A 24,559-nucleotide genomic window follows, 5' to 3' on the forward strand; every position below is an offset into this window, starting at 1 on the left:
TCCGACCCACCGGCCGCGTTGCGCGCGGGTAAAATCGCGCACCCACGCGCGCGAGCGCGGGTAACCCGGTCGGAGGTCGGCCTGACCAGCCAATAGACTCGGCAGGTCCAAAATCCGAAAACCGACCCACGGGGGTTGACGAGGTGCCCAGCATCTCCCGCGACGAGGTCGCGCACCTGGCCCGCTTGGCGAGGCTCGCCGTCACCGACGACGAGCTGGACCTGTTCGCCGGCCAGTTGGACGTGATCCTGCAGTCGGTGGCCACGGTGGGCGACATCGCCACCGCGGACATCCCGCCCACTTCGCACGCCGTTCCGCTGACCAACGTGTTCCGCGAGGACGTGGTGCGTCCCAGCCTCGGTCAGCAGCAGGCGCTCGCGGGCGCCCCCGCCGCCGAGGACGGCCGCTTCCGCGTGCCCCGCATCCTGGGGGAGGAAGCATGACCGACCTGATCCGCGACACCGCCGCCGAGCTGGCGGCCAAGATCGCGAACCGCGAGGTCTCCGCGGTGGAGGTCGCGCAGGCCCACCTCGACCGGATCGGCGAGGTCGACGGCGCGGTCAACGCGTTCCTGCACGTCGACACCGAGGGCGCCCTGGAGGCGGCCCGCAGGGTGGACGACGACATCGCCGCCGGCGCCCACGTGGGCCCGCTGGCCGGCGTGCCGATCGCGCTCAAGGACGTGCTCACCACCGAGGGCGTGCCGACCACGGTCGGCTCGAAGATCCTCGAGGGCTGGATCCCGCCCTACGACGCGACGGTCACGCGCCGGCTGAAGGAAGCCGGCGTGGTGATCCTCGGCAAGACCAACATGGACGAGTTCGCGATGGGCTCCTCCACCGAGAACTCGGCGTACGGCCCGACCCGCAACCCGTGGGACCTGGACCGCATCCCCGGTGGTTCGGGTGGTGGCTCGGCGGCGGCGCTGGCCGCGTTCGAGGCGCCGCTGTCGATCGGCACGGACACCGGCGGCTCGATCCGCCAGCCCGGCGCGGTCACCGGCACGGTCGGCGTGAAGCCGACCTACGGCGGTGTGTCGCGGTACGGCCTGGTGGCGTTCTCGTCGTCGCTGGACCAGGCGGGCCCGTGCGCGCGGACCGTGCTGGACGCGGCCCTGCTGCACGAGGTCATCGCCGGGTACGACCCGATGGACTCGACCTCGATCAACGCGCCGGTCCCGCCCGTGGTGGCGGCGGCGCGCGAGGGCGCGAACGGCGACCTGTCGGGCGTGCGGGTCGGCGTGGTCACGCAGTTCAGCGGCGAGGGCTACCAGCCGGGCGTGCTGCGCAGCTTCGAGGCGGCCGTGGCGCAGCTCAAGCAGCTGGGCGCGGAGGTCGTCGAGGTGTCGTGCCCGAGCTTCGACTACGCGCTGCCCGCGTACTACCTGATCGCGCCGAGCGAGGCGTCGTCCAACCTGGCCCGGTTCGACGCGATGCGCTACGGCATCCGGGTGGGCGACGACGGCACCCGCAGCGCCGAGGAGGTCATGTCGCTGACCCGCGAGGCCGGTTTCGGCCCCGAGGTCAAGCGCCGGATCATGATCGGCACGTACGCGCTGTCGTCGGGCTACTACGACGCGTACTACGGCTCGGCGCAGAAGGTGCGCACGCTGATCAGCCGGGAGTTCGAGGCCGCGTTCGCGACCGTGGACGTGCTGGTCTCGCCGACCACGCCGACCACGGCGTTCCGGATCGGCGAGCGCACGGACGACCCGATCGCGATGTACAAGGCCGACCTGTGCACGATCCCGGCCAATCTGGCCGGCAACGCCGCGATGAGCGTGCCGAGCGGACTGTCCGACGAGGACGGCCTGCCCGTGGGTCTGCAGATCATGGCGCCCGCGTTGCAGGACCACCGGATGTACCGGGTGGCGGCGGCGTACGAGGTGGCGCGCGACGCCGCCCTGGGCGCGCCGGTGATCAGCGGCGTGCCGCAGTTGGCGGGTGCTTCCCGGTGAAGAACGGCCCGATGGGGAAGGCGCGGACGGTCCTCGCGCTGGTCGGGGCCGCGGGTGCGGCCACCAGCGCGTTCTCCACGTTGAAGTCGGCTCGCGGGAAGAAGGACAAGCTCGCCCTGGTCAACGCGGCGGCGAGCACCCTGGTGGCGATCACCGGCGCGGCGCTGGCCGTGCGGGGTCTGCGGAAGGACGGGAAGGCATGACGTCGGTGCACGAGCTGATGGACTACGCCGAGGTCATCGAGCGCTTCGACCCGGTGCTGGGGTTGGAGGTGCACGTCGAGCTGCACACCAACACCAAGATGTTCTGCGGGTGCGCGAACGTCTTCGGCGGCGAGCCGAACACGCAGGTCTGCCCGGTCTGCCTGGGCATGCCGGGCGCGCTGCCCGCGGTGAACGGCAAGGCGGTGGAGTCGGCGATCCGGATCGGGTTGGCGCTCAACTGCGAGATCGCCGAGTGGTGCCGGTTCGCCCGGAAGAACTACTTCTACCCGGACATGCCGAAGAACTTCCAGACCTCGCAGTACGACGAGCCGATCGCGTTCAACGGCTTCCTCGACGTGACGCTGGACGACGGCTCGCTGTTCCGGGTCGAGATCGAGCGCGCGCACATGGAGGAGGACACCGGCAAGTCGCTGCACGTCGGCGGCTCGACCGGCCGCATCCACGGCGCGGAGCACTCGCTGCTGGACTACAACCGCGCGGGCGTGCCGCTGATCGAGATCGTCACCAAGCCGATCACGGGCACCGGTGAGCGGGCGCCCGAGGTGGCGCGGGCGTACGTGACGGCGCTGCGGGACCTGCTGAAGGCGCTCGACGTGTCGGACGTGCGGATGGACCAGGGTTCGCTGCGCTGCGACGCGAACGTGTCGCTGATGGCGAAGGGCGCGGCGGAGTTCGGCACGCGCACCGAGACCAAGAACGTGAACTCGCTGCGCAGCGTCGAGCGGGCGGTGCGGTTCGAGATGACCCGCCAGGCGGCGCTGCTGGCGGCGGGCGGGTCGATCACGCAGGAGACGCGGCACTTCGACGAGTCGACGGGGTCCACCTCGTCGGGCCGGACGAAGGAGACCGCAGAGGATTACCGGTACTTCCCGGAGCCCGACCTGGTCCCGATCGCGCCGTCGCGCGAGTGGGTCGAGGAGCTGCGCGGCACGCTGCCGGAGCTGCCGTGGGAGCGCCGCAAGCGGGTGCAGCAGGAGTGGTCGCTGACCGACGCCGAGCTGCGCGACCTGGTGAACGCGGGTGCGGTGGACCTGGTGGCGGCCACGGTGGACGCGGGCGCGACGCCCGCCGAGGCCCGGTCGTGGTGGGTGGCGTACCTGACCAAGGAGGCCAACTCCCGCGGTGTCGAGCTGGCCGAGCTCGGCATCACGCCGGCGCAGATCGCGCGGGTCATCGCGCTGGTGAACGCCGGTGAGCTGACCAACAAGCTCGCCCGCGAGGTCGTCACCGGCGTGCTGGAGGGCGAGGGCGAGCCGGAGGCCGTGGTCGAGGCGCGGGGGTTGAAGGTCGTCTCGGACGACTCCGCGCTGGAGAAGGCGGTGGACGAGGCGCTGGCGGCGCAGCCGGACGTGGCGGCGAAGATCCGCGACGGCAAGGTGGCGGCGGCGGGCGCGATCGTCGGCGCGGTGATGAAGGCGACGCAGGGTCAGGCGGACGCGAAGCGCGTGCGCGAGCTGATCATCGCCCGCTGCTCGTAGCGGTCGTTCGACGGTGGGGCGGTGCCGCGTGCCGGTGCCGCCCCACCGGCGTTCCCCGGGCGGTGCGTCCCCGGGCGTGCGGTCCATTCCCGACCGGTCCCTTTCGGACACCGTTGGTCACCAATTCGGGACGGGCCGTGGCCGAACGGGAAATGGTCGGGCGGTGATTCCACGTCGGGCGGACCGCGCGAACCGGCCCTATTGCGGACCCGGAGTGCCTCCAGCCTGTTAACACGTTCGCCCATTCGAGTGGTAACACTTCCGGGAGCGCGCCTCCCGCGCTGGTCAGCGAAGCCTGCGACCAGCCCCTTCGTAGCTCTGGGTAAATTTACTCCTCCCCACGTACGTCCATCTGTGTCAGGCTTGGGCCGTTCGGTAGGGCCGGGGGGCCACCGAAGCGACTTGGACCACCACCCGAATGCCCCGTTCAGGGGGCCCGTTGTAGGGGAGGCAACGCCATGACCCGCACTGACCCGAAGCTCGGCACCCGGTTCGGCACCGTCGACGGCACGGTCGCCGACGACATCGTCGACACCGGCCAGACCAGCACCGACCTGGTCGACCTCGGCGGGGTGGAGCCGACCGGCGGCCCGTACAAGCCGACCACCGACGACCCCGAGGTGGAGCGGCTGCTGAAGCCGATGGGCGGCCCCTACAAGCCGACCAGCGACCCGGAGACGAACGGCGGCCCGTACAAGCCGACCACGGACGAGCCGGTCGCCGTCACCCAGACGAAGTAATACGGTCGCCGATAATCACGGTGACGTCACGCCGAATGCCGCCGGCCCCCGGGTCGGCGGCATTTCGCTTCCGCTTGTGATCTCATATGAGCGTGCCTGGCGAAACGCGTGGTCCCGCCGGACCGGATCACGCGGTCAGACTGGCCCGGCAGTTGCACCGCAGCGCCCGCGACGCGGCCACCGCCGACCGCCACCCGGCCGCGATCCGGCTGATGCGCCGGGGCCTGGCGCTGCTGGAGACCCCGGGCATCAACCCGCAGGAACGGCTCGAGGTCCGCACCCGGCTGCGCAACACGCTGGCGTTCTGCCTCGCCGAGACCGGCAAGGTGGACGACGGCCTCACCCAGCTCGCGGGCGTCGACGCCGAGCTCGCCGGCCTGCGCGACGAGGCGCTGCGGGCCCACCTGTCCACCCTGGTCAACCTCAACCGCGCCGCCCTGCTGTGCCGGGTCGGCCGCATCGACGAGGGCATCGCCCAACTGGACCGGGAGATCGAGCGCAGCGAGCGGCGGCTGCCCGCGCACGCCGACCCCGAAGCCGTCGACCTGCTCGCGCTGGCCCTGTCCAACCGGGGCAACGCGTACGGCGAGGTGCACCGCCAGGACAAGGCCGTGCGCGACCTGAACCGCGCGGTCGAGCTGGCCGACGCCCACGACCTGCCGCTGCGCGCCGCGATCGCCAAGCACGCGCTGGGCAACGCGGTGCAGCGGGCGGGCGACATCCCGGCCGCCCTGCGCCACTACCACGAGGCCAACCGGGCGTTCCAGGACCTCGAACCCGGTCTGCTGCTGCGGCTGCGCATCGACCAGGCCGAGGCGATGATCAGCGTCGGCCTGGCCGACGAGGCGGGCCGGCTGCTGGACGAGGTGCTGCCGGAGCTGCGCCGCCAGCGCATCGGGCAGGACGTCGCCGAGGCCGAGCTGTTCCGCGCGGCGGCCGCGTTGCAGGACGGCGACCTCTCGCTGGCCCGGCGGATGGCGACCTCGGCGCAGCGCAAGCTGGTGCGGCGAGGCAGCCCGGCGTGGGCGGCGGTGGCGGGGCTGATCGCGCTGCGGGTGGACGCGGTGCGCGTGCTCGACTCCCGGCGGCCGATCGCCGCGGTGGTGCGGCGCGCGGTCGAGCTGGCCGCCGAGCTGGCCGGGCTGAAGCTGCTGGACCAGGCCGCGTTCGCGCTGGTCCTGGCCGCCCGGCTGGAGATCCGCCGCGGCGACCCGGACCGCGGCGCGGAGCTGCTGCGGTCCGTGCCCAAGTCGCGCCGGATCGCCCCGATCGACCACCGGATGCTGCTGCGGCTGTGCCGGGCGGAGCTGGCGCTGGCCCGCGGCAACCAGCGGGTGGCGTTGGCGCAGGCGAAGGCGGGCCTCGCCGAGCTCGGCCGGATGCGGGACCGGCTCGGCGGGCTGGAACTGGTGTCCGGCACCGCCGTGCACGGCCGTGAGCTGGGCGAACTCGCCGTGCGGCTGGTGCTGGACGGCCGTGACTCGGCGGCCAACGCCAAGCGGCTGTTCACCTGGCTGGAGCGCACGAGGGCCCAGTTGTACCGGTACGACCCGGCGGAGTCCGCTGTGGACTCGGAGCTGGGCGAGCGGATCGCCGAGGTGCGCACGTTGAGCCGCGCGCTGCTGCGGGCCCGGCTCGACGGGCTGCCGACCGGGGAGCTGGAGTCGCGGCTCAAGGCGAGCCAGCGCGCCGCGACGCGGATGGGCTGGAGCGCCAGCCCGTGGGGCACCCCGCGCCCGGTCGTCACGCCGGACGAGGTGCTGGCCAGGCTGGCCGGCCGCGCGCTGGTGAGCTTCGCCGTGTCCGGTGACGAGCTGATCGCCGTGGTGTTCGCGGGCGACCGGGTGCGCATGGTGCGCCTCGGCTCGGCGAGCGAGGCCACCGAGGGTGCCCGCCGGCTGCACGCCGACCTGAACGCGCTCGCGCCCGACCACCTGCCGCCCGCGCTGTCGGGGGTCATCTCGGCGTCCGCCCGCCGCGAGGCGGAGAAGCTGGACCGGTTGCTGCTGCGCCCGCTGGCCCCGATGATCGGCGACCGTTCGCTGGTCGTGGTGCCGACCGGCGCGCTGTACGTGGTGCCGTGGGGTGTGCTGCCGACCTGCGCGAACCGGCCCACGACGGCGGTGCCGTCGGCCACCGCCTGGGTGTCGGCGATCGGGCGGGAACGCGACGGGGTCGACGGCGTGCTGCTGGTGCGCGGCCCGGGGTTGCAGGCCGCGCAGGGCGAGATCGACCGGCTCGCGGGCTACCACGGCGACGCGAAGCTGCTCGGTGTGGGCGAGGCCAAGGTCGGCGCGGTGCTGGAGGCGTTGGACGGGGTGGAGCTGGCGCACATCGCCGCGCACGGCGAGCACGAGCCGGAGAACGCGCTGTTCTCCCGGCTGGAGCTGGTGGACGGCGCGATGTTCGCGCACGAGGTCGGCCGGGTGCGCCGGCCACCGCACCGGGTCGTGCTGGCCGCGTGCGAACTGGCGCTCAACCGGGTGCGACCCGGTGACGAGCCGCTGGGGTTCGCGGGCGCGCTGCTGGCCGGCGGCGCGCGGACGGTGATCGCCGCGTCCAGCCGGGTGGGCGACGAGCCGTCGGCTGCGGCGATGGCCGACTTCCACCGCAACCTCGCGGGCGGCGCGTCGCCCGCCGTGGCGTTGGCCGAGGCGGTCGCGGTGGACCCGCTGCGTCGCCCGTTCGTGTGCCTGGGTTCGGGATGACGTCCTGACCAGCCGTTCGACCGGTTGACCGGGATCGCCCGCACCCACTAGTCAGGGTGGAGGAGTTCTTCGGCGATCACCCCTGGGGGGCCCGGTGCGCTGGTTGACGCTCACGGTGTTGTTGTTGGCCACGATGACCACCCCCGCGACCGCCGCGCCCGCGGTCGGCCGGGCGCACGAGCCGGGCAACGGCCCGGAGCGCAACCAGATCGCGGCCGTCGACCCGCCGCCCCTGGCCACCGCGGCGCGCGGCGACAACTGGCCCGACGCCAACCCCGGCTACCCGCGTCGCACCGTGCTGCGCGCCTACCCGGAGGACCCGTCCGACCGGGCGATCAAGCTCGGCCTCGCGCCCTACCACGCGCTCGCGCCGCGCCTGAACGACCTGCAACGGCGCAGCGACCGGGTGTCGGTCGAGGTCGTCGGCCGCTCCACGGCGGGCCGCGACCTCTACCTGGTCACGCTCACCGCGCCGGAGAGCCCGGCCGAGACCCGCAGGCAGGAGGCGTGGCGGGACGAGATCGAGAACGACCCGGTCTCCGCCGCCCGGGACGTGTTCCTGCGCAGCGGCTACAAGGCGCCGGTGTGGATCAACGCCAACATCCACGGCGACGAGTGGGAGGGCACCGACGGCGCGTTGCGCGTGATCGAGGACCTGGCCTTCGACCCGGGCGCGCGGGACTTCCTGCGCCGGCACCGGGTGTACGTGAACCTGACCGCGAACCCGGACGGGCGGGTGGCCGGCACCCGCGCCAACGCGGCCGGGTTCGACCTCAACCGCGACTTCGTCACCTCGTCGCAGCCGGAGTCGCGGGCGATGCGGGACGTGGTCCGGCGCACCCAGCCGCTGCTGGTGCTCGACGAGCACGGGTACGTGGCCAACACGCTGATCGAGCCGACCACCCCGCCGCACGGCCAGAACTACGACTTCGACCTCTACGTCGAGCACGGCTACGCGGGCGGCCTGCGGATGGAGGAGGCCGTGCGGGGGCTCGGCCACCCGGAGGCGGCCACGCCGGAGATCCCGTTCCGCGACTACGAGCCGGGCGTGTGGGACGGCTGGGCGCCGATCTACACCGCCCAGTACTCGATGTACCACGGCGCGGTGTCCTACACGATCGAGATCCCCATGCGCGTGAACCGGGGCGACTACACGACACAGCCGGTGACGGAGTTGCGGCGGCGTTCGGCGATCAACACCGACGTGGTCGAGGCGACGATCCGCAGCGCGCTCGCGTACGTGGACGAGCACCGGGCCGCGATGGTGGACAACCAGATCGAGATGTTCCGCCGGGGCCTCGCGGGCGAGCCGCAGCGGTTCGTGCCGGACGGCTTCGTGCCGGGCTTCGGCCCCGAGGACCGCTACACCACCGAGTTCCCGCGCGCCTACGTCATACCGGTGGGTGACGGGCAGCGGTCCGGGCAGGCCGCCGCGCGGCTGGTCGACCACCTGGTGGCGCACGACGTGCGGGTGAAGCGGGCCGACCGGGCGTTCGCGCTGGGTGGCCGCGCGTACCCGGCCGGGTCGTACGTGGTGGACATGCACCAGCCGAAGCGGGCCCTGGCGAACGTGATGCTGGAGGCGGGCCGGGACATCTCCGACCGGGTGCCGGTCATGTACGACATCAGCGGCTGGAGCCACCGGCTGCTGTGGGGCGCTTCGGTGGACGTGGTGCGGCACGGGCGGGTGGACGTGCGCGGGCGTGCCGTGGCGGCGGCGTCGCCCACCGGGTCGCTGGACGCGCCGGTGGGCAGCGACCTGGCGCTCGTGCTAGCCGACGGCAAGGACGCGGCGGCGGTGAACGACCTGCTCGCCCGGGGCGTCGAGCTGCGCAGGCAGGACGACGGCACGATCGTGGCGCCCGCGTCGGCGCGCTCGGCGGCCGAGGAGGTGGCGGACCGGTACGGGGCGCGGTTCACCGCGGCGAAGCCGGGCGGCGTGCCGCTGCGGCGGCCGACGGTGGCGGGCGCGGTCGCGGCGGACGAGCTGAAGGCGTTGCGGGACATGGGTTTCGACGTGCGGCCGGTGTCGACGGCAACGGTGGACGCCGGGTTCGACCTGGCCGAGGTGGACGTGCTGCTGGTGTCGTCGGGGCTGCGCTACGACCAGCTCGGCGCGCCGGCCAGGGCCGGGGTGGACGCGTTCCTGGCGCGCGGCGGCGTGGTGACGCGCGGCGCGACGGGCGCGCGGTTCAACGCCGACACCGGGCTGCTGCCGGTGCGCGCGGTGGCGGGCCGGGAGGACGCGAACGGCGTCGTGTCGGTGGTGGACGAGGCGGGTGTGGTCGACCACTCGTTCGTGTACGCGCCGTACTGGTTCACCGACCTCGGGCCGGGCGTGACGGCGCGGCAGCGCTACCAGGGCCTGGTCGCCGGGCACTGGTCGACCCGCCCCGACGGGACCGGCGGCGGCGCGGAGGCGGTCGGGCAGGCGGCGGTCGTGGCGGGCACGTCGCCGCGGGGCGCGCGGGCGGTCCTGTTCGGCACCGAACCGCTGTTCCGCGACCACCCGAAGGGCTTGTACGCGCAGGTGGCGGACGCCATCTACCGCACCGCCGGCTCCTCGTCGCGGTAGGCGCGCAGCACGGCCTGCACGGCGTCGTGCGGGTCGGCGCCGAGCGCCCTGGCGGACGCGACGTACCCGGCGGCGGCCTCGGCGAGCGCGGTGGCGGCGCTCCCGCCGCCGCTGGGCACCGCCGCGACGACCGTGCCGTTGCGGCGGGCCGTGCGCAGCACCCCGGCGGCTTCCAGCTCGCGGTACACCCGCGCCACCGTGCCCACGGACAACCCCAGGTCCCGCGCGAGCTGCCGGATCGACGGCAGCGGCGCGCCGACCGCCAGCTCGCCGACCCGGATCAGGTGCACGAGCTGGTCCCGCACCTGGCGCCACGGGGCCACGCCGCTGTCGGGGTCGACCAGGACCCGGGTCACGCGGCCGACCACCGGCGGGGCGGGTTCGCCACCAGCACCCAGCCGACCGCGCCCACGAGGAGCGCCACGAGCCCGACGAACCCGGCGGTCGAGGTGTGCTCCAGCCACGGCGGCACCGGCGGCGACGCGGCCCACGGGAGGTCGACGGCGCGCAGGAACGCGAGCCGGTTGTTCGCCACCAGCACCATCGACGCCATCCAGGCGAGGCCGATGCCCACCGCGACCCGGGCGCTGCGCCGGCGCAGCGCGAGGTCCACCGGCGGGTCGGGCACCGACCGGCGGCGCACCGCGAGCCGCACCACGCCCAGCACGGCGACCAGGCCGGCCGCCACGCCGACCAGGACGAGCAGGCTCACCGGCCGGTGCACCTGCGCGTAGTGCTGCTCCGACACGGTCGCCACCACCCGGCCGTCCGGCGAGCGCCACACCCCGCCGTCCGGTACGGCGGCGGCGACCCGTGCCGCCCACGGTTGGGCGGCCAGACCCGCGGCGGCCAGCGCGGCGGCCACCCCGCCCAGTGCCAGCAGGGCCCCGAGCGCCCCGGCCGGCACCAGGTCGCGCCAGTGCCGGCGGGTCAGGGTCGCGGTCCGCGTGCCGCGCGCGGGACGCAGCGCCGCCGCGGCCTCGGCCACGGCCAACGCGAGGAGCAGCGCCGCGAGGTGGTGCAGCGCGGGGGAGCCGTCGCGCGCGACGTCGAGCGCGCGGGCCGCGACCGGCACGAGCAGGAACAGCACCGGGTAGAGCAACCGCCGGTCCCGCAGGTACCCGACCGCGCGGGCGACCTGCGCGTCATCCGGCTCCGGCACGCCCCAGCGCCGCAGGAACCGCCGCCCGGAGGCCGCGGTCGGCCACAGCACGGCCAGCACGACGAGACCGGCCAAGCCCCACCCGAGCACCGTCGCCACGACACCGCCCCCTTTGTGTCATCCCCTTGACACAAAGAGTCGCACGGCCGTCAACCGGTCAGTCCTTGCCGCCCACGTTGCCCGCGTCGCGCACGATGATCACCACGCGGTCGTCGCTGGACACCGGCGCGCCGCCCGGGTCCTTGTTCACCGTGCCGGCCAGCGCGGTCGTGTCGTCCAGCATCACCAGCGGGCCGATCCGGCCGAAGCCCTCCTCGCCGGTCATGCCCGCCTCGGGCTTGCCGGTGAAGCTGCCGTCCGGGTTCATCGGCAGGTTGAGCACGCCGGGGGTGGCGCTCGTGGCCACCATCACCTGGTTCGAGAACGACGCGCAGCCCGCCACACCCGGCCGCTCGGGCCACGACCAGGCCGGATCGCCCAGCGCCTTGCCCGCCTCCACCCGGTACAGCAGGTCGGTGGTCGCGCCCGCGTCCGTCACCCACGTCTTCGCGCCGTCGCCGGACACGCACAACCCGGCGGGCGACTTCAGGCCGCTCGCCAGCACCCGCGAGCCCGCCGCGGGGTTGCCCGGCGCCGGCTGGCCGTTGGCGTCGATCCGCAGCACCTTCCCGGCCAACGAGCCCTGGTCGGCCGCCGCGGCCGGGTTGCCGCCGTCACCGGTGGCCACCAGCAGCGCGCCGGTGCGGTCGTACGCCAGCACGCCCCGGTTGCCGGTCGGGCCCTTCGGGATGCCGGTGAGCACCGGCTTCGGCACGTCACCCGGCGCGAGCCGCAGCACCCGGTTGTCCGTCGCCGTGGTCACGTACACGAAGACCAACTGGTCCTCGGCGTAGGTCGGCGACAGGGTCAGCCCGGTGAGCCCGCCGTCACCGGCGGGGTCGACGTCGAACTTCGCCACCTCGACCGGGTCGACGTCCTTGGTCACCCGCAGCAACCGCCCGGTGGCGCGCTCGGTGGCCAGCGCCGTCACCGCGCCGGTGGTCTGGTTGACGTCGGTCAGCGCCACGCCGGAGATCGGGTTCAGGCACGTGCCGACCACGGCCGGGTTGAAGTCCTTGCAGCCCTGCGGCGGCGGCACGGGCGTCGGCTGCTGGCCGGGCTGCTGGCCCTGCGCGGGGCCCTTGGGCAGCTCACCGGGCAGCTCGGGCACCGGCCCGGCCTGCGGGGTCAGCTGCTGGGCCGCGCTCCACCCGGCCGGTGGCGGCTGCTCGGGGAAGCTCGCGCAGCCCGCGGCCAGCAGGCCGAGGGCCGAGCCGATCAGCACTCCACGCAGTCGTGACACGGGTTCCAGGTTAGGCGCGCGGCCGTGAACGCGGGGTGAGCGGCCCTTCCACGTCCTCGTGCACGGCCCGGCGCACGGCGTCCGCGCGGTCGAGCAGCAGCTCCAGCTCCTCGACCACCACCCTCGGGTCCTCCAACGGCAGGAAGTGCGTGTTCGGCAGCACCCGCACCCTGGCCTGCGGCAGCGCCGCGACCGGGCCCAGCACGTCGTCCGAGCGGGCGAGGAAGTCGTAGCGGCCCGCGAGCACGGTGGTGGGGCACGTCACGCCGGCCAGGTCGAGCCGGGGCGCGCGGCCCAGGGCCAGCGCGAGCGTGAAGTACCAGCCCCAGTCGTGCCGCAGGCAGCGGCGCAGCGAGCCGAGCACCCCGCCGACGTCCGGCACCGGCACGCGGTGCAGCACGGCGTCCAGCAGCGGCCCGGCCGCCTTCAACGCCGTCACCCCGCCCACGCCGATCAGCCGCCGCACCGGCGCCGGCACGCCGGGGAAGCCCAGCGCGCCCGCGAACGCGTCCCCCGGCGCACCCGTGACCAGCATCAGGCCGCTGACCCGGTCGGGGTGGCGCAACGCCAGCTCGGCGGCCACCGTGACGCCCATCGACCAGCCCACCACCACGCACCGCTCGACGCCGCCGTCGTCCAGCACGGCCAGCGCGTCGGCGACGTGGTCGGCCGGCTCGACGCGGGCCGGGTCGGCGGGCCGGTCGGAGTCCAGCGTGCCGCGGTGGTGCCAGCTGTGCACGCGGGCCGACGGCAGGTCCGGCCACAGCTCGGGCACCGCGCCGAGCCCGGGGCTGAGCAGCACGTCCGGTCCGTCGGCGTCGGTGCGCCACAACCTGATCCGCGTCCCGTCGGCGGAGAAGACGTCGTGCTCCCGCATGGCGGCCAGTGTGCCGTAACGTGCGGACCCGTGAGCCTCACCGTTCTGGTCCCCGACGAGCTGGGTGTCCGCGTCCTGTCCGAGGTGGAGGGTGTGCGACCCGTCCGCTACGAACCGGGGCGGCCGCTGCCCGCCGAGGCGGCGGACGCGGAGGTCCTGGTACCGAAGTTCCTGCTGGGCACGGACCCTCGGGACGTGTTCGACCGGTTGCCGTCGCTGAAGCTGGTGCAGTTGCTGTCGGCGGGCGCCGAGCGGTTCATCGGCGTCGTACCCGAAGGGGTGATGCTGTCGACGTGCCGCGGCGCGCACGGCGGCAGCACGGCCGAGTGGGCGATCGGCGCGCTGCTCGCGATCTACCGCGACTTCCCGGTGTTCGAGCGGGCCCGGCGGGAACGCCGGTGGGACTACCACCTCACCGACACGGTGCAGGGCAAGAAGGTGCTCGTGGTCGGCGCGGGCGACCTGGGCGAGCAGTTCCGGCGCAGGCTCGAGCCGTTCGACGCGACCGCGACCCTGGTCGGCCGCACGGCCCGGCCCGGCGTGCACGGCGTGGACGAGCTGCCCGAGCTGCTCGGCGGGTTCGACGCGGTGCTGGTCGTGGTGCCGCTGACCGAGGAGACCACCGGGATGGTGGACGCGGAGTTCCTGGCCCGGATGAAGGACGGCGCGATCCTGGTCAACGCGGCGCGCGGCGCGGTGGTCGACACCGACGCGCTGCTGGCCGAGCTGACGTCGGGGCGGCTGCGCGCGGCGCTGGACGTGACCGAGCCGGAGCCGCTGCCGTCGGACCATCCACTGTGGACCGCGCCGGGCCTGTTCCTCACCCCGCACGTGGCCGGCAGCTGCACGGGTCACGCCGAGCGCGCGTACGACGTGGTGGCCGCGGAGGTCGCCCGGTTCGCCCGCGGCGAGGAGCCCCGGAACCTGGTCAGGGGCGATTATTAGCCCGTTCGGGTGAACTCGGGCGGCGAAACGGACGCTCGCGGAGGTCGTCCGAACCTCCTAACGTGCGGGTGCGTGGCTACTCACGACGACCGTTCGAGGGCATCGGGCGGCTACTCCGACGACGGGTTCTACTCGACGAGCGGCGCGGGCGGAGGAGTTCACCACTTCGACGACGGCACGCGCACGATCGAGGGCGGCGCGTTCGGCAAGGACACCTCGGCGTTCGACACCTCGGGCTACACGCCGATCGCGGACCTGGACGACAAGCCCGCCTCCCACCACGACACGTTCGAGGACGACGACGAGCGCAGGCCGTTCGGCTGGACCGCCGGCGCCGACATCGGCCTGCTCGTGCTGCGGCTGGCGCTCGGCGGCGCGTTCGTCGTGCACGGGCTGCAGAAGGTGTTCGGCCTGTTCGGCGGGCCGGGCATCGACGGGTTCGCCCAGTACCTGCAGAACGCCGGGTTCCGCGAGGCGCGCATCCTGGCGTGGGTCACCGGCGTGACCGAGCTGGGCGGCGGCGCGCTGCTGGTCCTGGGCCTGTTCACGCCGCTGGCGGCGGCCGGCGTGCTCGGCGTCATGGCGAACGTCATCGCGCTGAAGTACCGGGGCGGTTTCTTCGCGCCCAACGGCGTCGAGCTGGAGGTGGCGTACGCGGCGATGGCGTTCGCGGCCCTGTTCGCGGGACCCGGCCGGGCCGCCCTCGACTACAACCGGAGCTGGTTCCGCCACCCGCTGCTGTCCGGCTTCCTGTGCCTGGTGATCGCGGCCGGCGCCACCGCGGCCACCCTCTACGTCTTCCGGTGATCCCGGATGACCCCCGGCGGGTCGCGCACTAGCGTGCCGGCCGTGGAGGAAGACGCCTGGGTCGAGCTGGACCGCGGGTTCCAGGAGCTGCTCCGGGCCGACTTCGTCGAGGAGTTCGGCTTCCGGTTCGGCGTGCGCCCGGAGGACTACCCGGCGATCCGCGAGCCCGCGCCGTCGGTGACGTGGGACCTCGCGCCGCTGTACGACGCGTTCGGCGAGTCCGCTCAACCGCTGGCCCAGCTCGTGTGCGACGTGCTGCGTGAGTGCACCGAGTACTGGGAGTCCGTGGTGGCGCACGACTGGGTGCACCCGTCGGTGCTCTACCGACCACACCGGGTGGTGGACGTGACCGACCTGGACGGGTGGGACGTCACGCTCATCCCGAACGGGGACTACACGACCTTCGTGGCCAAGGACCTGTCGTTCGGCGTGTTCGGCCACCCGTGGGAGCGGAGCCTGTGCTTCTTCGGCGAACCCGCCGTCCACGCGTCGCAGCGGTTGAACGACGACCTGCTCACCCGGGTGCTCCGCCGTGACGGCCGACCGGAGGTGTCGTGAACCAGCGGGTCGTGGCGGCGGGTGCGCAGCTCGCGCTCGTGGTGGTCGGGGTGCCGGTCGTCTACCTGATCGCCTTCCCCGTCGGCCTCACCGCGCGCTCGCTCCTGCCGCCGGTGGGGCTGCTGGCCGGGCTCGTCGTGGGCGGGGTGCTCGTCGGCAGGGCGCGCCGCCCCGCCGTCGGACCGCTGGCCGGCTGGGCGGTGTTCCTCGCCGCCCTGGTCCTGGCGTTGGTGTCCGGTTGAGCCCCTGAACAGCGGGAACCGGCCGACGGCAGCCGTCGGCCGGTTCCCGCCGTGCTACCGCTTGTCCACGTCCCGCACCGCGCCCGTGGACGCGTCGGTCGCCATCCGGGCGTAGGCGCGCAGCGCCGCCGTCACCGGGCGGACCCGGTCGACCGGTTGCCACGGCCGCTCCGACGCCTCCACCTTGGCCCGCCGCTCGGCCAGCACGGTCTCGTCGACCAGCAGTTCCAGCCGCCGCTCGTGGACGTCGATCAGGATCCGGTCGCCGTCCTGGACCAGGCCGATCACGCCGCCGCCCGCCGCCTCCGGCGAGACGTGGCCGATGGACAGCCCCGACGTGCCGCCGGAGAACCGCCCGTCGGTGATCAGCGCGCACTTCTTGCCCAGGCCCGCGCCCTTGAGGAACGCGGTCGGGTGCAGCATCTCCTGCATGCCCGGCCCGCCCGCGGGCCCCTCGTAGCGGACCACGAGGACGTCACCCGGCTGGATCTCCTTCTTCAGGATCGCCGAGACGGCCTCCTCCTGGGACTCCACCACCCGCGCCGGGCCCTCGAAGCGCCACAGGTCCTCGTCGACGCCCGCCGCCTTGATCACCGCGCCGCGCTCGGCCAGGTTGCCGCGCAGCACGGCCAGCCCGCCGTCCTTGGTGTACGCGTGCTCGACGTCGCGGATGCAACCGCCCGCCGCGTCCGTGTCCAGCTTCGACCACCGGTTGGAGGTGGAGAACGCCTCGGTCGTGCGCACACCGCCCGGGGCCGCGTGGAACAGCTCGACGGCCCGCCGGGACGGCGACGGGGCGCGCACGTCCCACTCGCCGAGCCACGACGCGATGTCCGGGCTGTGCACGGTGTGCACGTCCTCGTTGAGCAGCCCGGCCCGCCACAGCTCGCCCAGCAGCGCCGGGATGCCGCCGGCCCGGTGCACGTCCTCCATGTGGTAGTCCGAGTTGGGCGACACCTTCGCCAGGCACGGCACCCGGCGGCTCAGCGCGTCGATGTCGGCCAGCGTGAAGTCGATCTCGCCCTCCTGCGCGGCGGCGAGGATGTGCAGCACGGTGTTCGTGGAGCCGCCCATCGCCATGTCCAGCGCCATGGCGTTCTCGAACGCCTTGCGGTTCGCGATCGAGCGCGGCAGCACCGACTCGTCGTCCTGCTCGTAGTACCGCTCGCACAGGTCCACGACGGTCCGGCCGGCCTCGGCGAACAGCTCCCGGCGCGCGGCGTGCGTGGCCAGCGTGGAGCCGTTGCCCGGCAGCGCGAGGCCCAGCGCCTCGGTGAGGCAGTTCATCGAGTTCGCGGTGAACATGCCCGAGCACGAGCCGCAGGTCGGGCACGCCGACCGCTCGACCTCGGCCAACCCGGCCTCGTCCACCTCCGGCGAGGCGGACGCCGAGATCGCGGTGATCAGGTCGGTCGGCGCGACGGCGACGCCGTCCACCACGACCGCCTTGCCCGCCTCCATCGGCCCGCCCGAGACGAACACGACCGGGATGTTGAGCCGCATCGCCGCGTTGAGCATGCCCGGCGTGATCTTGTCGCAGTTGGAGATGCACACGATCGCGTCGGCCTGGTGCGCGTTGACCATGTACTCGACCGAGTCGGCGATGATCTCGCGCGAGGGCAGCGAGTAGAGCATCCCGCCGTGTCCCATCGCGATGCCGTCGTCCACCGCGATCGTGTGGAACTCGCGCGGCACCCCGCCCGCCTCGCGGACCGCCTCGGCCACGATGTCCCCGAGGTCGCGCAGGTGCACGTGCCCCGGCACGAACTGCGTGTAGGAGTTGGCGATGGCCACGATCGGCTTGCCGAAGTCGCTGTCGGTCATGCCGGTCGCGCGCCACAGCGCGCGTGCGCCCGCGGCGTTGCGGCCGTGGGTGGTGGTGCGGGAACGGAGCGGTGGCACGGCTCCTCCAGAAGTCTTTGCCTAAAAGAGATTCGCGAGCGGCGCGCGCGGGGGTGAGGGCGCGGGAAGGGCGGTGCGGTGCCTCAGAGGTTACTCCGCCGCAACGCCCCGGTGACCAGCACGGCGGCCAGCGCGAGCGTGATGACGTGCACAGCCGTGCACCACAGGCAGATCTTCCCGATCAGCAGGAACTCGGCCGCCACCAGGTACACCACGAACAGCACGCCCACGCCGACCGACGCCAGCCGCGCCCAGTGCAGCGCCGGGCTGCGCCACGCGAACGGCAGGCACGCGACGGTCAGGAACGCGAAGAACGCGAGGCCGAGCACCGCGACCGGGACGCCGAGCAGCTCGGACTGCTCGCTGGTGGTGACCGTGCCGCAGTCGATCACCTCGCCCTCGGCGCACAGCAGCGCGCCCGCGCTGAAGTGCGCGACGGTGAGGTAGGCCGAGACCGCGAGGCCCGCCACCGACAGCGCCAGGCTGACCGCGGGCACCCACTGTGTGCGAGAACTCACTCCTCGGACTTTACGGGCGGCGGCGTTTCGTCCCGGTCAGGCCCGGCCGGCTCCTCCTCGGCCTCCGCAGTCGCGGAAACCGCCGTCGGATCGGCCACCCGACCACCGCTGACCTGCGACAACATCGGCAGGTGCGCGGCGCGGACGGCGGGCAGCCGCACCAGCGAGTCGTCGGTCAGCACCGCCGACAACCACCCCTTCGGGACCACCTTGATCGCCTTCACGTCCGACCACGGCACGACCCGCCCGCCGAACGTGCCGCGCGCCACGATGCGCTCGCCGTCCACGGTCGTCCGGTTGCGCAGCACCCACCACGCGAACGCGGCCGGCAGCAGGTAGATGGCCTGCAAGCCGGGTGCGGCCCAGGCGACGGGCGTCGCGCAGACGGCGGCGGCCAGGGCGGCGAACAGGGCCGGGGTGGGGATGCGGAACACGACTTTCGGCACGGTCCGAGATGCTGTCACTCCCGGTCCGACCTCGTCCGAGCGGGTGACGCCGGCCCGCGTCCACGCACGTGGGGGCTTCCACCATCCGGGAGTGCCGTCCCGCACAGTTGACGCTCCGCCCGCTTGACGGTTAACGTCAGCGCCATGCAGCGCAACCTCGTTCTCGTACTTCCCAGGCGCGTCGACGCCTAGGCATTCGAGCTTGCGTCGACGCGCGACCCTCGTGCGACCCGTTCGGGTTGGCGAGGGTTTTTTCGTGCCCGGACCGTGCATTCTCCTTACCCACGAGGCAGACAGATGACCAGCGCAACCTCGCGACCGGCTCCCGGAGAGTCGTCGTCGCCCCGCCCTGGACCGCGGCCGAAACCGGCCCCGCCGAGCGGCGCTCCCATCCGCGTGACCGGTGCCCAGTCCCTCGTCCGCTCGCTGGAGGCAGTGGGCTGCGAGGTGGTCTTCGGCATTCCCGGCGGCACGATCCTGCCTGCCTACGACCCCCTCCTCGACTCCACCAAGGTGCGTCACATCCTGGTCCGCCACGAGCAGGGCGCGGGCCACGCCGCCACCGGGTACGCCCAGGCCACCGGCAAGGTCGGCGTCTGCATGGCGACCTCCGGTCCCGGCGCCACGAACCTCGTCACGCCCCTCGCGGACGCCAACATGGACTCCGTCCCGGTGGTCGCCATCACCGGTCAGCAGTCCCGTCCGCTGATCGGCACCGACGCGTTCCAGGAAGCCGACATCTGCGGCATCACCATGCCGATCACCAAGCACAACTTCCTCATCACCGACGCCGCGGACATCCCGCGCGCGATCGCCGAGGCGTTCCACCTGGCCGCCACCGGCCGACCCGGCCCCGTCCTGGTGGACATCCCCAAGGACGTGCTGCAGGAGATGACCTCGTTCTCCTGGCCGCCGGAGCTGCGCCTGCCCGGTTACCGGCCGACGACCCGGCCGCACGGCAAGCAGGTGCGCGAGGCCGCGAAGCTGATCGCCGCGGCCCGTCGCCCGGTCCTCTACGTCGGCGGCGGCGTGATCAAGGCCGAGGCGTCGGCCGAGCTGCTGGAGCTGGCCGAGTCCACCGGCATCCCGGTGGTGACCACGCTGATGGCGCGCGGCGCGTTCCCCGACTCGCACCCCCTGCACCTGGGCATGCCGGGCATGCACGGCACGGTGTCGGCGGTCGCCGCGATGCAGAAGTCGGACCTGCTGATCGCGCTGGGCGCGCGGTTCGACGACCGGGTCACCGGCCAGCTGTCCACGTTCGCGCCGGACGCGCAGGTCGTGCACGCCGACATCGACCCGGCGGAGATCTCCAAGAACCGCCGCGCGGACGTGCCGATCGTGGGCGACTGCAAGGAGATCATCAGCGAGCTGGTCGAGGCGGTGCGCGCGGAGAAGGAGAACACGTCCCGCACGGTCGACCTCGCGCCCTGGTGGGACCAGCTCAACGCGCTGCGCGAGACGTTCCCGCTGGGCTACGACTGGCCCGAGGACGGCACGCTGTCGCCGCAGTACGTGATCGAGCGGATCGGCGCGCTGACCCCGCCGGACACCCTGTTCACCGCGGGCGTCGGCCAGCACCAGATGTGGGCCGCGCAGTTCGTCAAGTACGAGCGCCCGCGCACGTGGATCAACTCCGGCGGCCTGGGCACGATGGGCTACGCGGTGCCCGCCGCGATGGGCGCGAAGGCCGGCGTGCCGGACGTCCAGGTCTGGGCGATCGACGGCGACGGCTGCTTCCAGATGACCAACCAGGAGCTGGCCACCTGCGCCATCGAGGGCATCCCGATCAAGGTCGCCGTCATCAACAACGGCAACCTGGGCATGGTCCGCCAGTGGCAGACCCTGTTCTACGGCGAGCGCTACTCCAGCACCGACCTGGGCACGCACAAGCACCGCATCCCCGACTTCAAGCTGCTCGCCGAGGCGATGGGCTGCGCCGGCCTGCGCGCGGAGTCGCGCGAGGAGGTCGACGCGGTGATCCAGCAGGCCATGGAGATCAACGACCGGCCGGTCGTCATCGACTTCGTGGTCGGCAAGGACGCCCAGGTGTGGCCCATGGTGGCCGCCGGCACCGGCAACAGCGAGATCATGGCCGCGCGCGGCATCCGCCCGCTGTTCGACGAGGACGAGTGACGAGATGACTAGGCACACCCTGAGCGTTCTGGTCGAGGACAAGCCCGGTGTCCTCGCGCGTGTGGCGGGCCTGTTCTCGCGCCGCGGCTTCAACATCGAGTCGCTGGCCGTCGGCCGCACCGAGCACCCGGACATCTCCCGGATGACCATCGTCGTCTCGGTCGAGGAGCTGCCGCTGGAGCAGGTCACCAAGCAGCTCAACAAGCTCATCAACGTCATCAAGATCGTCGAGCTGGAGCCGGCCGCGTCCGTCCAGCGCCAGCTCCTGCTCGTCAAGGTGCGCGCCGACGCCACGGTGCGCAGCCAGGTGCTCGAGACGGTGCAGCTGTTCCGCGCGAAGGTCGTCGACGTCTCCCCGGAGGCGGTCACCGTCGAGGCCACCGGCACGTCTGAGAAGCTCGACGCGCTGCTGCGGATGCTGGAGCCCTACGGGCTCCGCGAGATCGTCCAGTCCGGCATGGTCGCCATCGGCCGTGGCGCCCGCTCCATCACCGCGACCGCGGTGCGCTGATTTTCCAGTTCCGAGGAAGGAAGTACCACCAGTGAGCGTCGAGATCTTCTACGACGACGATGCCGACCTGAGCATCATCCAGGGGCGCAAGGTCGCGGTCATCGGCTACGGCAGCCAGGGCCACGCGCACGCGCTGAGCCTGCGCGACTCCGGCGTCGACGTCCGGATCGGCCTCCGCGAGGGTTCCAAGTCCGCGGCCAAGGCGGAGGAGGAGGGCCTGCGGGTCCTGTCCAACGCCGAGGCGGCGGCCGAGGCCGACCTGATCATGATCCTGGCGCCGGACACCGCGCAGCGGCACATCTACGCCAACGACATCGCCCCGAACCTGAACGACGGTGACGCCGTCTTCTTCGGCCACGGCTTCAACATCCGCTACGGCCTGATCACCGTGCCGTCCAATGTGGATGTCGCGATGGTCGCGCCGAAGGGCCCCGGCCACCTGGTGCGCCGCCAGTTCGTCGACGGCAAGGGCGTGCCCGCGCTGATCGCGGTCGAGCAGGACGCCTCCGGCAACGCGCAGGCGCTGGCGCTGTCCTACGCCAAGGGCATCGGCGGCACGCGCGCGGGCGTCATCAAGACCACGTTCAAGGAGGAGACGGAGACCGACCTGTTCGGTGAGCAGGCGGTGCTCTGCGGTGGCGCTTCCGCGCTGGTGCAGGCCGGTTTCGAGGTGCTGACCGAGGCCGGTTACGCGCCCGAGGTCGCCTACTTCGAGTGCCTGCACGAGCTCAAGCTCATCGTGGACCTCATGTACGAGGGCGGCATCGCCCGCATGCGCTACTCGATCTCCGACACCGCCGAGTACGGCGACCTCACCCGCGGCCCGCGCGTGGTGACGCCCGCCGTCAAGGAGGAGATGCGCAAGATCCTGGGCGAGATCCAGGACGGCACGTTCGCCACCGAGTGGGTGAACGAGGACGACGCCGGCCGCGGCAACTACAAGAAGTTGCAGCAGGAGGGCGAGCAGCACCCGATCGAGGAGGTCGGCAAGAAGCTGCGCGGCCTCATGTCCTGGGTCGACCGCCCCATCACCGAAACGGCGTAAGATCAGCGGTTTTTTCACCGGGGCCCGCGGTTTCGACCGCGGGCCCCGGTATACCTAGGCCCCATGACCGACAGCGCGCCGATCTACGACGACAAGGCCCACGTCCGGGGCAACCTCGACCTCAGCGGAGCCGAGTGGATCCGCAGCGACGAGGGCGCCGAGGACGAGGAGGAGCACGTCGAGATCGCGTTCGTCGAGCACACCGACGGCGTGACGTACACGGCGATGCGGAACTCGGCCCACCCGGACGGCCCGGTCCTGGTCTTCACCCCCGCCGAGTGGGAGGCGTTCATCCTCGGCGTGAAGGACGGCGAGTTCGACGAACCCTGGTGACCACCGCCGCGCCGACGGGGTCCATGTGGGACGCGCGTACCGGGTTCCAGCAGGTGAAACGGGGCACCCGGGTGATGAGCGCCGGGTGGGCGCTGACTATGCTCGTTAACAACCCGGACACATTGCCGTGGCCGGCCGGCGCGGGTGACGACCTGCTCGACGGCCCCGCGCTCCCCACCCGTTCACACCACCGGGAGCGACGTCCGTGACCAAGCCCGTTGTCCTCATCGCCGAGAAGCTCGCACCGTCCGTTCTCGACGTCTTCGGTGATGGCATCGAGGTGCGCCACGTCGACGGCACCGACCGTCCCGCGCTGCTCGAAGCCGTCGCCGACGCCGACGCCCTCCTGGTCCGCTCCGCCACCAAGGTGGACGCCGAGGTCTTCAAGGCCACCACCAAGCTCAAGGTCGTCGCCCGCGCGGGCGTCGGGCTCGACAACGTCGAGGTGCCCGCCGCCACCGAGCGCGGGGTGATGGTGGTCAACGCGCCCACCTCGAACATCGTCAGCGCCGCCGAGCACGCGGTTGCCCTGCTGCTGGCCACCGCGCGCCAGATCCCGGCCGCGCACGCCACGCTGCAGAACCACGAGTGGAAGCGCAGCAAGTTCAACGGCGTCGAGGTGCAGGGCAAGACGGTCGGCGTGGTCGGCCTGGGCAAGATCGGCCAGCTGTTCGCGGCGCGCATCGCCGCCTTCGGCACCACGCTCATCGCCTACGACCCGTACGTCAGCGCCGCCCGCGCCGCGCAGCTCGGCATCGAGCTGGTGACGCTGGAGGAGCTGCTGGAGCGCGCCGACTTCATCTCGATCCACCTGCCGAAGACGCCGGAGACCAAGGGCCTGATCGGCGCCGAGCAGCTGGCCAAGGCCAAGCGCGGCGTGATCATCGTCAACGCCGCCCGCGGCGGCCTGGTCGACGAGGAGGCGCTGGCCGAGGCCGTGAAGGAGGGCCAGGTCGGCGGCGCGGGCATCGACGTGTTCTCCACCGAGCCCACCACCGAGAGCCCGCTGTTCGGGTTGCCGAACGTCGTGGTGACGCCGCACCTGGGCGCGTCGACCACCGAGGCGCAGGACCGGGCGGGCACGGACGTGGCCAAGTCGGTGCTGCTGGCCCTGGCGGGCGACTTCGTGCCGGACGCGGTGAACGTGCAGGGCGGCGGCGTGGTCGGCGAGGAGGTCCGCCCGTACCTGCCGCTGGTGCAGAAGCTGGGCGCGGTCGTCGCCGCCCTGAGCGCGAAGGCGCCGACGTCGGTCACCCTCGAGGTGCGCGGCGAGCTGTCCAACGAGGACGTCTCGGTGCTGCCGCTGGCCGCGCTGCGCGGCGTGTTCTCCAGCGTGGTCGAGGAGCAGGTCACCTTCGTCAACGCCCCGGCGCTGGCGGCGTCGCTCGGCGTGAGCGTCGACCTGGCCAAGGAGCCGGAGAGCGCCAACCACCGCAGCCTGGTCACGGTGCGCGCGGTGCAGGCCGACGGCGCGGTCATCACGGTGTCCGGCACGCTCACGGGCCTGGACCAGGTCGAGAAGCTGGTCGGCATCAACGGCCGGGGCTTCGACCTGCGCGCGGAGGGCAACGTGCTGCTGCTGGAGTACCCGGACCGGCCGGGCGTCATGGGCACCGTCGGCACGCTGCTCGGCGAAGCGGGCGTGAACGTCGAGGCCGCCCAGATCAGCCAGACCAAGGACGGCGCGGACGCGTTCATGCTGCTGCGCGTCGACCGCCCGGTGGACACCGCGGTGCTCGACCCGATCGGCGCGGCCGTGGGCGCGCGCACGGTGCGCTCGGTCAACTTCGACTGACCGAAGCGTCGCCGTAACGGAGTAACGCCGCCGGGACCTGTCGTTGTCTATCGCCGCAGGTCTCGGCGGTGTCACAGTTAACCGTTAGTCGTCAAAACTGTGGGTGCCATCACTCGTATGGGTTAACTGATCAGCTCGACCTAGCGATTAGGTTCCCTCCCACGAGGTTGACCCGGTGCCGTAGAGGGCACGGCACCACGCGGGCAGTTCCCTTCCCTCACTGGACGACGCTGCCTGCCCGGTCGTATCCGACCTCGC

At 72.9% G+C, this 24,559-nt stretch carries 23 protein-coding genes; 16 read left to right on the plus strand and 7 right to left on the minus strand.

Translation table 11 applies throughout. The features are described from left to right. Nucleotides 1-143: 143 nt before the first annotated feature. The 7 genes from gatC to FHX81_RS28145 all read left to right on the plus strand — a co-directional run bounded on the left by gatC (nucleotide 144) and on the right by FHX81_RS28145 (nucleotide 9,682). Entirely contained in the window at nucleotides 144-443 is a 300-nt protein-coding gene (gene gatC, locus FHX81_RS28115; RefSeq protein ID WP_015104569.1) for an Asp-tRNA(Asn)/Glu-tRNA(Gln) amidotransferase subunit GatC, read from the plus strand. Then, a complete protein-coding gene (gene gatA, locus FHX81_RS28120) occupies nucleotides 440-1,957 on the plus strand; it encodes an Asp-tRNA(Asn)/Glu-tRNA(Gln) amidotransferase subunit GatA (protein ID WP_141981047.1) in 1,518 nt (505 codons plus the stop codon). The genes gatC and gatA overlap by 4 nt, the downstream gene beginning before the upstream one ends. Continuing rightward, nucleotides 1,954-2,160: a hypothetical protein gene (locus tag FHX81_RS28125; RefSeq protein ID WP_246108006.1), complete on the plus strand. Its 207-nt coding sequence runs from the start codon at nucleotides 1,954-1,956 to the stop codon at nucleotides 2,158-2,160. The genes gatA and FHX81_RS28125 overlap by 4 nt, the downstream gene beginning before the upstream one ends. Then, nucleotides 2,157-3,659: an Asp-tRNA(Asn)/Glu-tRNA(Gln) amidotransferase subunit GatB gene (gene gatB / locus FHX81_RS28130; protein ID WP_141981049.1), complete on the plus strand. Its 1,503-nt coding sequence runs from the start codon at nucleotides 2,157-2,159 to the stop codon at nucleotides 3,657-3,659. Before FHX81_RS28125 ends, gatB begins: the two co-directional genes overlap by 4 nt. Nucleotides 3,660-4,117: 458 nt before the next feature. Next, on the plus strand, nucleotides 4,118-4,399 hold the full coding sequence (locus FHX81_RS28135) for a hypothetical protein (RefSeq protein ID WP_141981050.1): 282 nt from the start codon (nucleotides 4,118-4,120) through the stop codon (nucleotides 4,397-4,399). A 152-nt stretch (nucleotides 4,400-4,551) separates the two neighbouring features. Continuing rightward, nucleotides 4,552-7,107: a CHAT domain-containing protein gene (locus FHX81_RS28140; protein WP_342787234.1), complete on the plus strand. Its 2,556-nt coding sequence runs from the start codon at nucleotides 4,552-4,554 to the stop codon at nucleotides 7,105-7,107. Between the two features lie 103 nt (nucleotides 7,108-7,210). Continuing rightward, nucleotides 7,211-9,682, plus strand: coding sequence for a M14 family zinc carboxypeptidase (locus FHX81_RS28145; RefSeq protein ID WP_425473848.1), 2,472 nt, complete (start codon nucleotides 7,211-7,213; stop codon nucleotides 9,680-9,682). Here FHX81_RS28145 and FHX81_RS28150 read toward each other — a convergent pair. Genes FHX81_RS28150 through FHX81_RS28165 form a run of 4 tightly spaced genes read right to left on the minus strand, consistent with a single transcriptional unit; the run spans nucleotide 9,652 to nucleotide 13,063 of the window. Continuing rightward, nucleotides 9,652-10,038, minus strand: a complete 387-nt coding sequence (locus FHX81_RS28150; protein ID WP_141981052.1) for a GntR family transcriptional regulator — start codon at nucleotides 10,036-10,038, stop codon at nucleotides 9,652-9,654. The two genes, FHX81_RS28145 and FHX81_RS28150, sit on opposite strands and share 31 nt — an antisense overlap. Then, entirely contained in the window at nucleotides 10,035-10,943 is a 909-nt protein-coding gene (locus tag FHX81_RS28155) for a hypothetical protein (protein WP_141981053.1), read from the minus strand. The genes FHX81_RS28150 and FHX81_RS28155 overlap by 4 nt, the downstream gene beginning before the upstream one ends. A 58-nt stretch (nucleotides 10,944-11,001) precedes the next feature. Then, a complete protein-coding gene (locus tag FHX81_RS28160; protein ID WP_141981054.1) occupies nucleotides 11,002-12,186 on the minus strand; it encodes a PQQ-dependent sugar dehydrogenase in 1,185 nt (394 codons plus the stop codon). Nucleotides 12,187-12,196: 10 nt separating this feature from the next. Next, nucleotides 12,197-13,063: an alpha/beta fold hydrolase gene (locus FHX81_RS28165; protein ID WP_141981055.1), complete on the minus strand. Its 867-nt coding sequence runs from the start codon at nucleotides 13,061-13,063 to the stop codon at nucleotides 12,197-12,199. A gap of 30 nt (nucleotides 13,064-13,093) precedes the next feature. Between FHX81_RS28165 and FHX81_RS28170 the strand changes: the two genes are divergently transcribed. The 4 genes from FHX81_RS28170 (at nucleotide 13,094) to FHX81_RS28185 (ending at nucleotide 15,615) form a co-directional block, all read left to right on the plus strand. Continuing rightward, entirely contained in the window at nucleotides 13,094-14,008 is a 915-nt protein-coding gene (locus FHX81_RS28170) for a 2-hydroxyacid dehydrogenase (RefSeq protein ID WP_141981056.1), read from the plus strand. Nucleotides 14,009-14,080: 72 nt separating this feature from the next. Then, nucleotides 14,081-14,815 (plus strand): DoxX family protein, encoded by a 735-nt coding sequence (locus FHX81_RS28175; RefSeq protein WP_141981057.1) that lies wholly within the window; start codon nucleotides 14,081-14,083, stop codon nucleotides 14,813-14,815. A gap of 42 nt (nucleotides 14,816-14,857) precedes the next feature. After that, entirely contained in the window at nucleotides 14,858-15,373 is a 516-nt protein-coding gene (locus tag FHX81_RS28180; RefSeq protein WP_170232195.1) for a DUF2716 domain-containing protein, read from the plus strand. Then, complete coding sequence (locus FHX81_RS28185; protein ID WP_141981059.1) at nucleotides 15,370-15,615, plus strand: hypothetical protein; 246 nt, start codon at nucleotides 15,370-15,372, stop codon at nucleotides 15,613-15,615. Before FHX81_RS28180 ends, FHX81_RS28185 begins: the two co-directional genes overlap by 4 nt. 54 nt (nucleotides 15,616-15,669) lie before the next feature. Here FHX81_RS28185 and ilvD read toward each other — a convergent pair whose 3' ends face one another. The 3 genes from ilvD to FHX81_RS40805 form a co-directional block, all read right to left on the minus strand. Continuing rightward, nucleotides 15,670-17,517, minus strand: coding sequence for a dihydroxy-acid dehydratase (gene ilvD / locus FHX81_RS28190; RefSeq protein WP_141981060.1), 1,848 nt, complete (start codon nucleotides 17,515-17,517; stop codon nucleotides 15,670-15,672). Between the two features lie 83 nt (nucleotides 17,518-17,600). Continuing rightward, nucleotides 17,601-18,035, minus strand: coding sequence for a vitamin K epoxide reductase family protein (locus tag FHX81_RS28195; RefSeq protein ID WP_141981061.1), 435 nt, complete (start codon nucleotides 18,033-18,035; stop codon nucleotides 17,601-17,603). After that, nucleotides 18,032-18,481 carry a PH domain-containing protein gene (locus FHX81_RS40805; protein ID WP_170232196.1) on the minus strand — a complete coding sequence of 150 codons (450 nt, stop codon included), beginning with the start codon at nucleotides 18,479-18,481 and terminating at the stop codon, nucleotides 18,032-18,034. Before FHX81_RS40805 ends, FHX81_RS28195 begins: the two co-directional genes overlap by 4 nt. 297 nt (nucleotides 18,482-18,778) lie before the next feature. Between FHX81_RS40805 and FHX81_RS28205 the strand changes: the two genes are divergently transcribed. From FHX81_RS28205 to serA, 5 genes are all read left to right on the plus strand, one after another. Next, nucleotides 18,779-20,617, plus strand: a complete 1,839-nt coding sequence (locus tag FHX81_RS28205; protein WP_425473849.1) for an acetolactate synthase large subunit — start codon at nucleotides 18,779-18,781, stop codon at nucleotides 20,615-20,617. A gap of 4 nt (nucleotides 20,618-20,621) precedes the next feature. Then, entirely contained in the window at nucleotides 20,622-21,128 is a 507-nt protein-coding gene (gene ilvN, locus FHX81_RS28210) for an acetolactate synthase small subunit (protein WP_077009444.1), read from the plus strand. A 31-nt stretch (nucleotides 21,129-21,159) separates the two neighbouring features. Then, the gene (gene ilvC, locus FHX81_RS28215; RefSeq protein ID WP_141981063.1) at nucleotides 21,160-22,173 is read left to right on the plus strand and encodes a ketol-acid reductoisomerase; all 1,014 of its coding nucleotides are present in this window, start codon (nucleotides 21,160-21,162) and stop codon (nucleotides 22,171-22,173) included. 63 nt (nucleotides 22,174-22,236) lie between these two features. Then, nucleotides 22,237-22,506 carry a DUF397 domain-containing protein gene (locus FHX81_RS28220; RefSeq protein ID WP_073891637.1) on the plus strand — a complete coding sequence of 90 codons (270 nt, stop codon included), beginning with the start codon at nucleotides 22,237-22,239 and terminating at the stop codon, nucleotides 22,504-22,506. A gap of 205 nt (nucleotides 22,507-22,711) precedes the next feature. Continuing rightward, nucleotides 22,712-24,301 (plus strand): phosphoglycerate dehydrogenase, encoded by a 1,590-nt coding sequence (serA, locus tag FHX81_RS28225; RefSeq protein WP_141981064.1) that lies wholly within the window; start codon nucleotides 22,712-22,714, stop codon nucleotides 24,299-24,301. The last annotated feature ends 258 nt before the right edge of the window (nucleotides 24,302-24,559 follow it).

Origin of the sequence: Saccharothrix saharensis, from assembly GCF_006716745.1 — a bacterium.
GTDB classification, from domain to species: Bacteria; Actinomycetota; Actinomycetes; order Mycobacteriales; family Pseudonocardiaceae; genus Actinosynnema; species Actinosynnema saharense.

Bases quoted from the DNA above. Each gene is read 5' to 3' on its own strand.
- gatB (WP_141981049.1), top strand. From the start codon at position 2,157: ATGACGTCGGTGCACGAGCTGATGGACTACGCCGAGGTCATCGAGCGC.
- ilvN (WP_077009444.1), top strand. From the start codon at position 20,622: ATGACTAGGCACACCCTGAGCGTTCTGGTCGAGGACAAGCCCGGTGTC.
- FHX81_RS28220 (WP_073891637.1), top strand. From the start codon at position 22,237: ATGACCGACAGCGCGCCGATCTACGACGACAAGGCCCACGTCCGGGGC.
- FHX81_RS28135 (WP_141981050.1), top strand. From the start codon at position 4,118: ATGACCCGCACTGACCCGAAGCTCGGCACCCGGTTCGGCACCGTCGAC.
- FHX81_RS28205 (WP_425473849.1), top strand. From the start codon at position 18,779: ATGACCAGCGCAACCTCGCGACCGGCTCCCGGAGAGTCGTCGTCGCCC.
- gatA (WP_141981047.1), top strand. From the start codon at position 440: ATGACCGACCTGATCCGCGACACCGCCGCCGAGCTGGCGGCCAAGATC.
- FHX81_RS28165 (WP_141981055.1), bottom strand. From the start codon at position 13,063: ATGCGGGAGCACGACGTCTTCTCCGCCGACGGGACGCGGATCAGGTTG.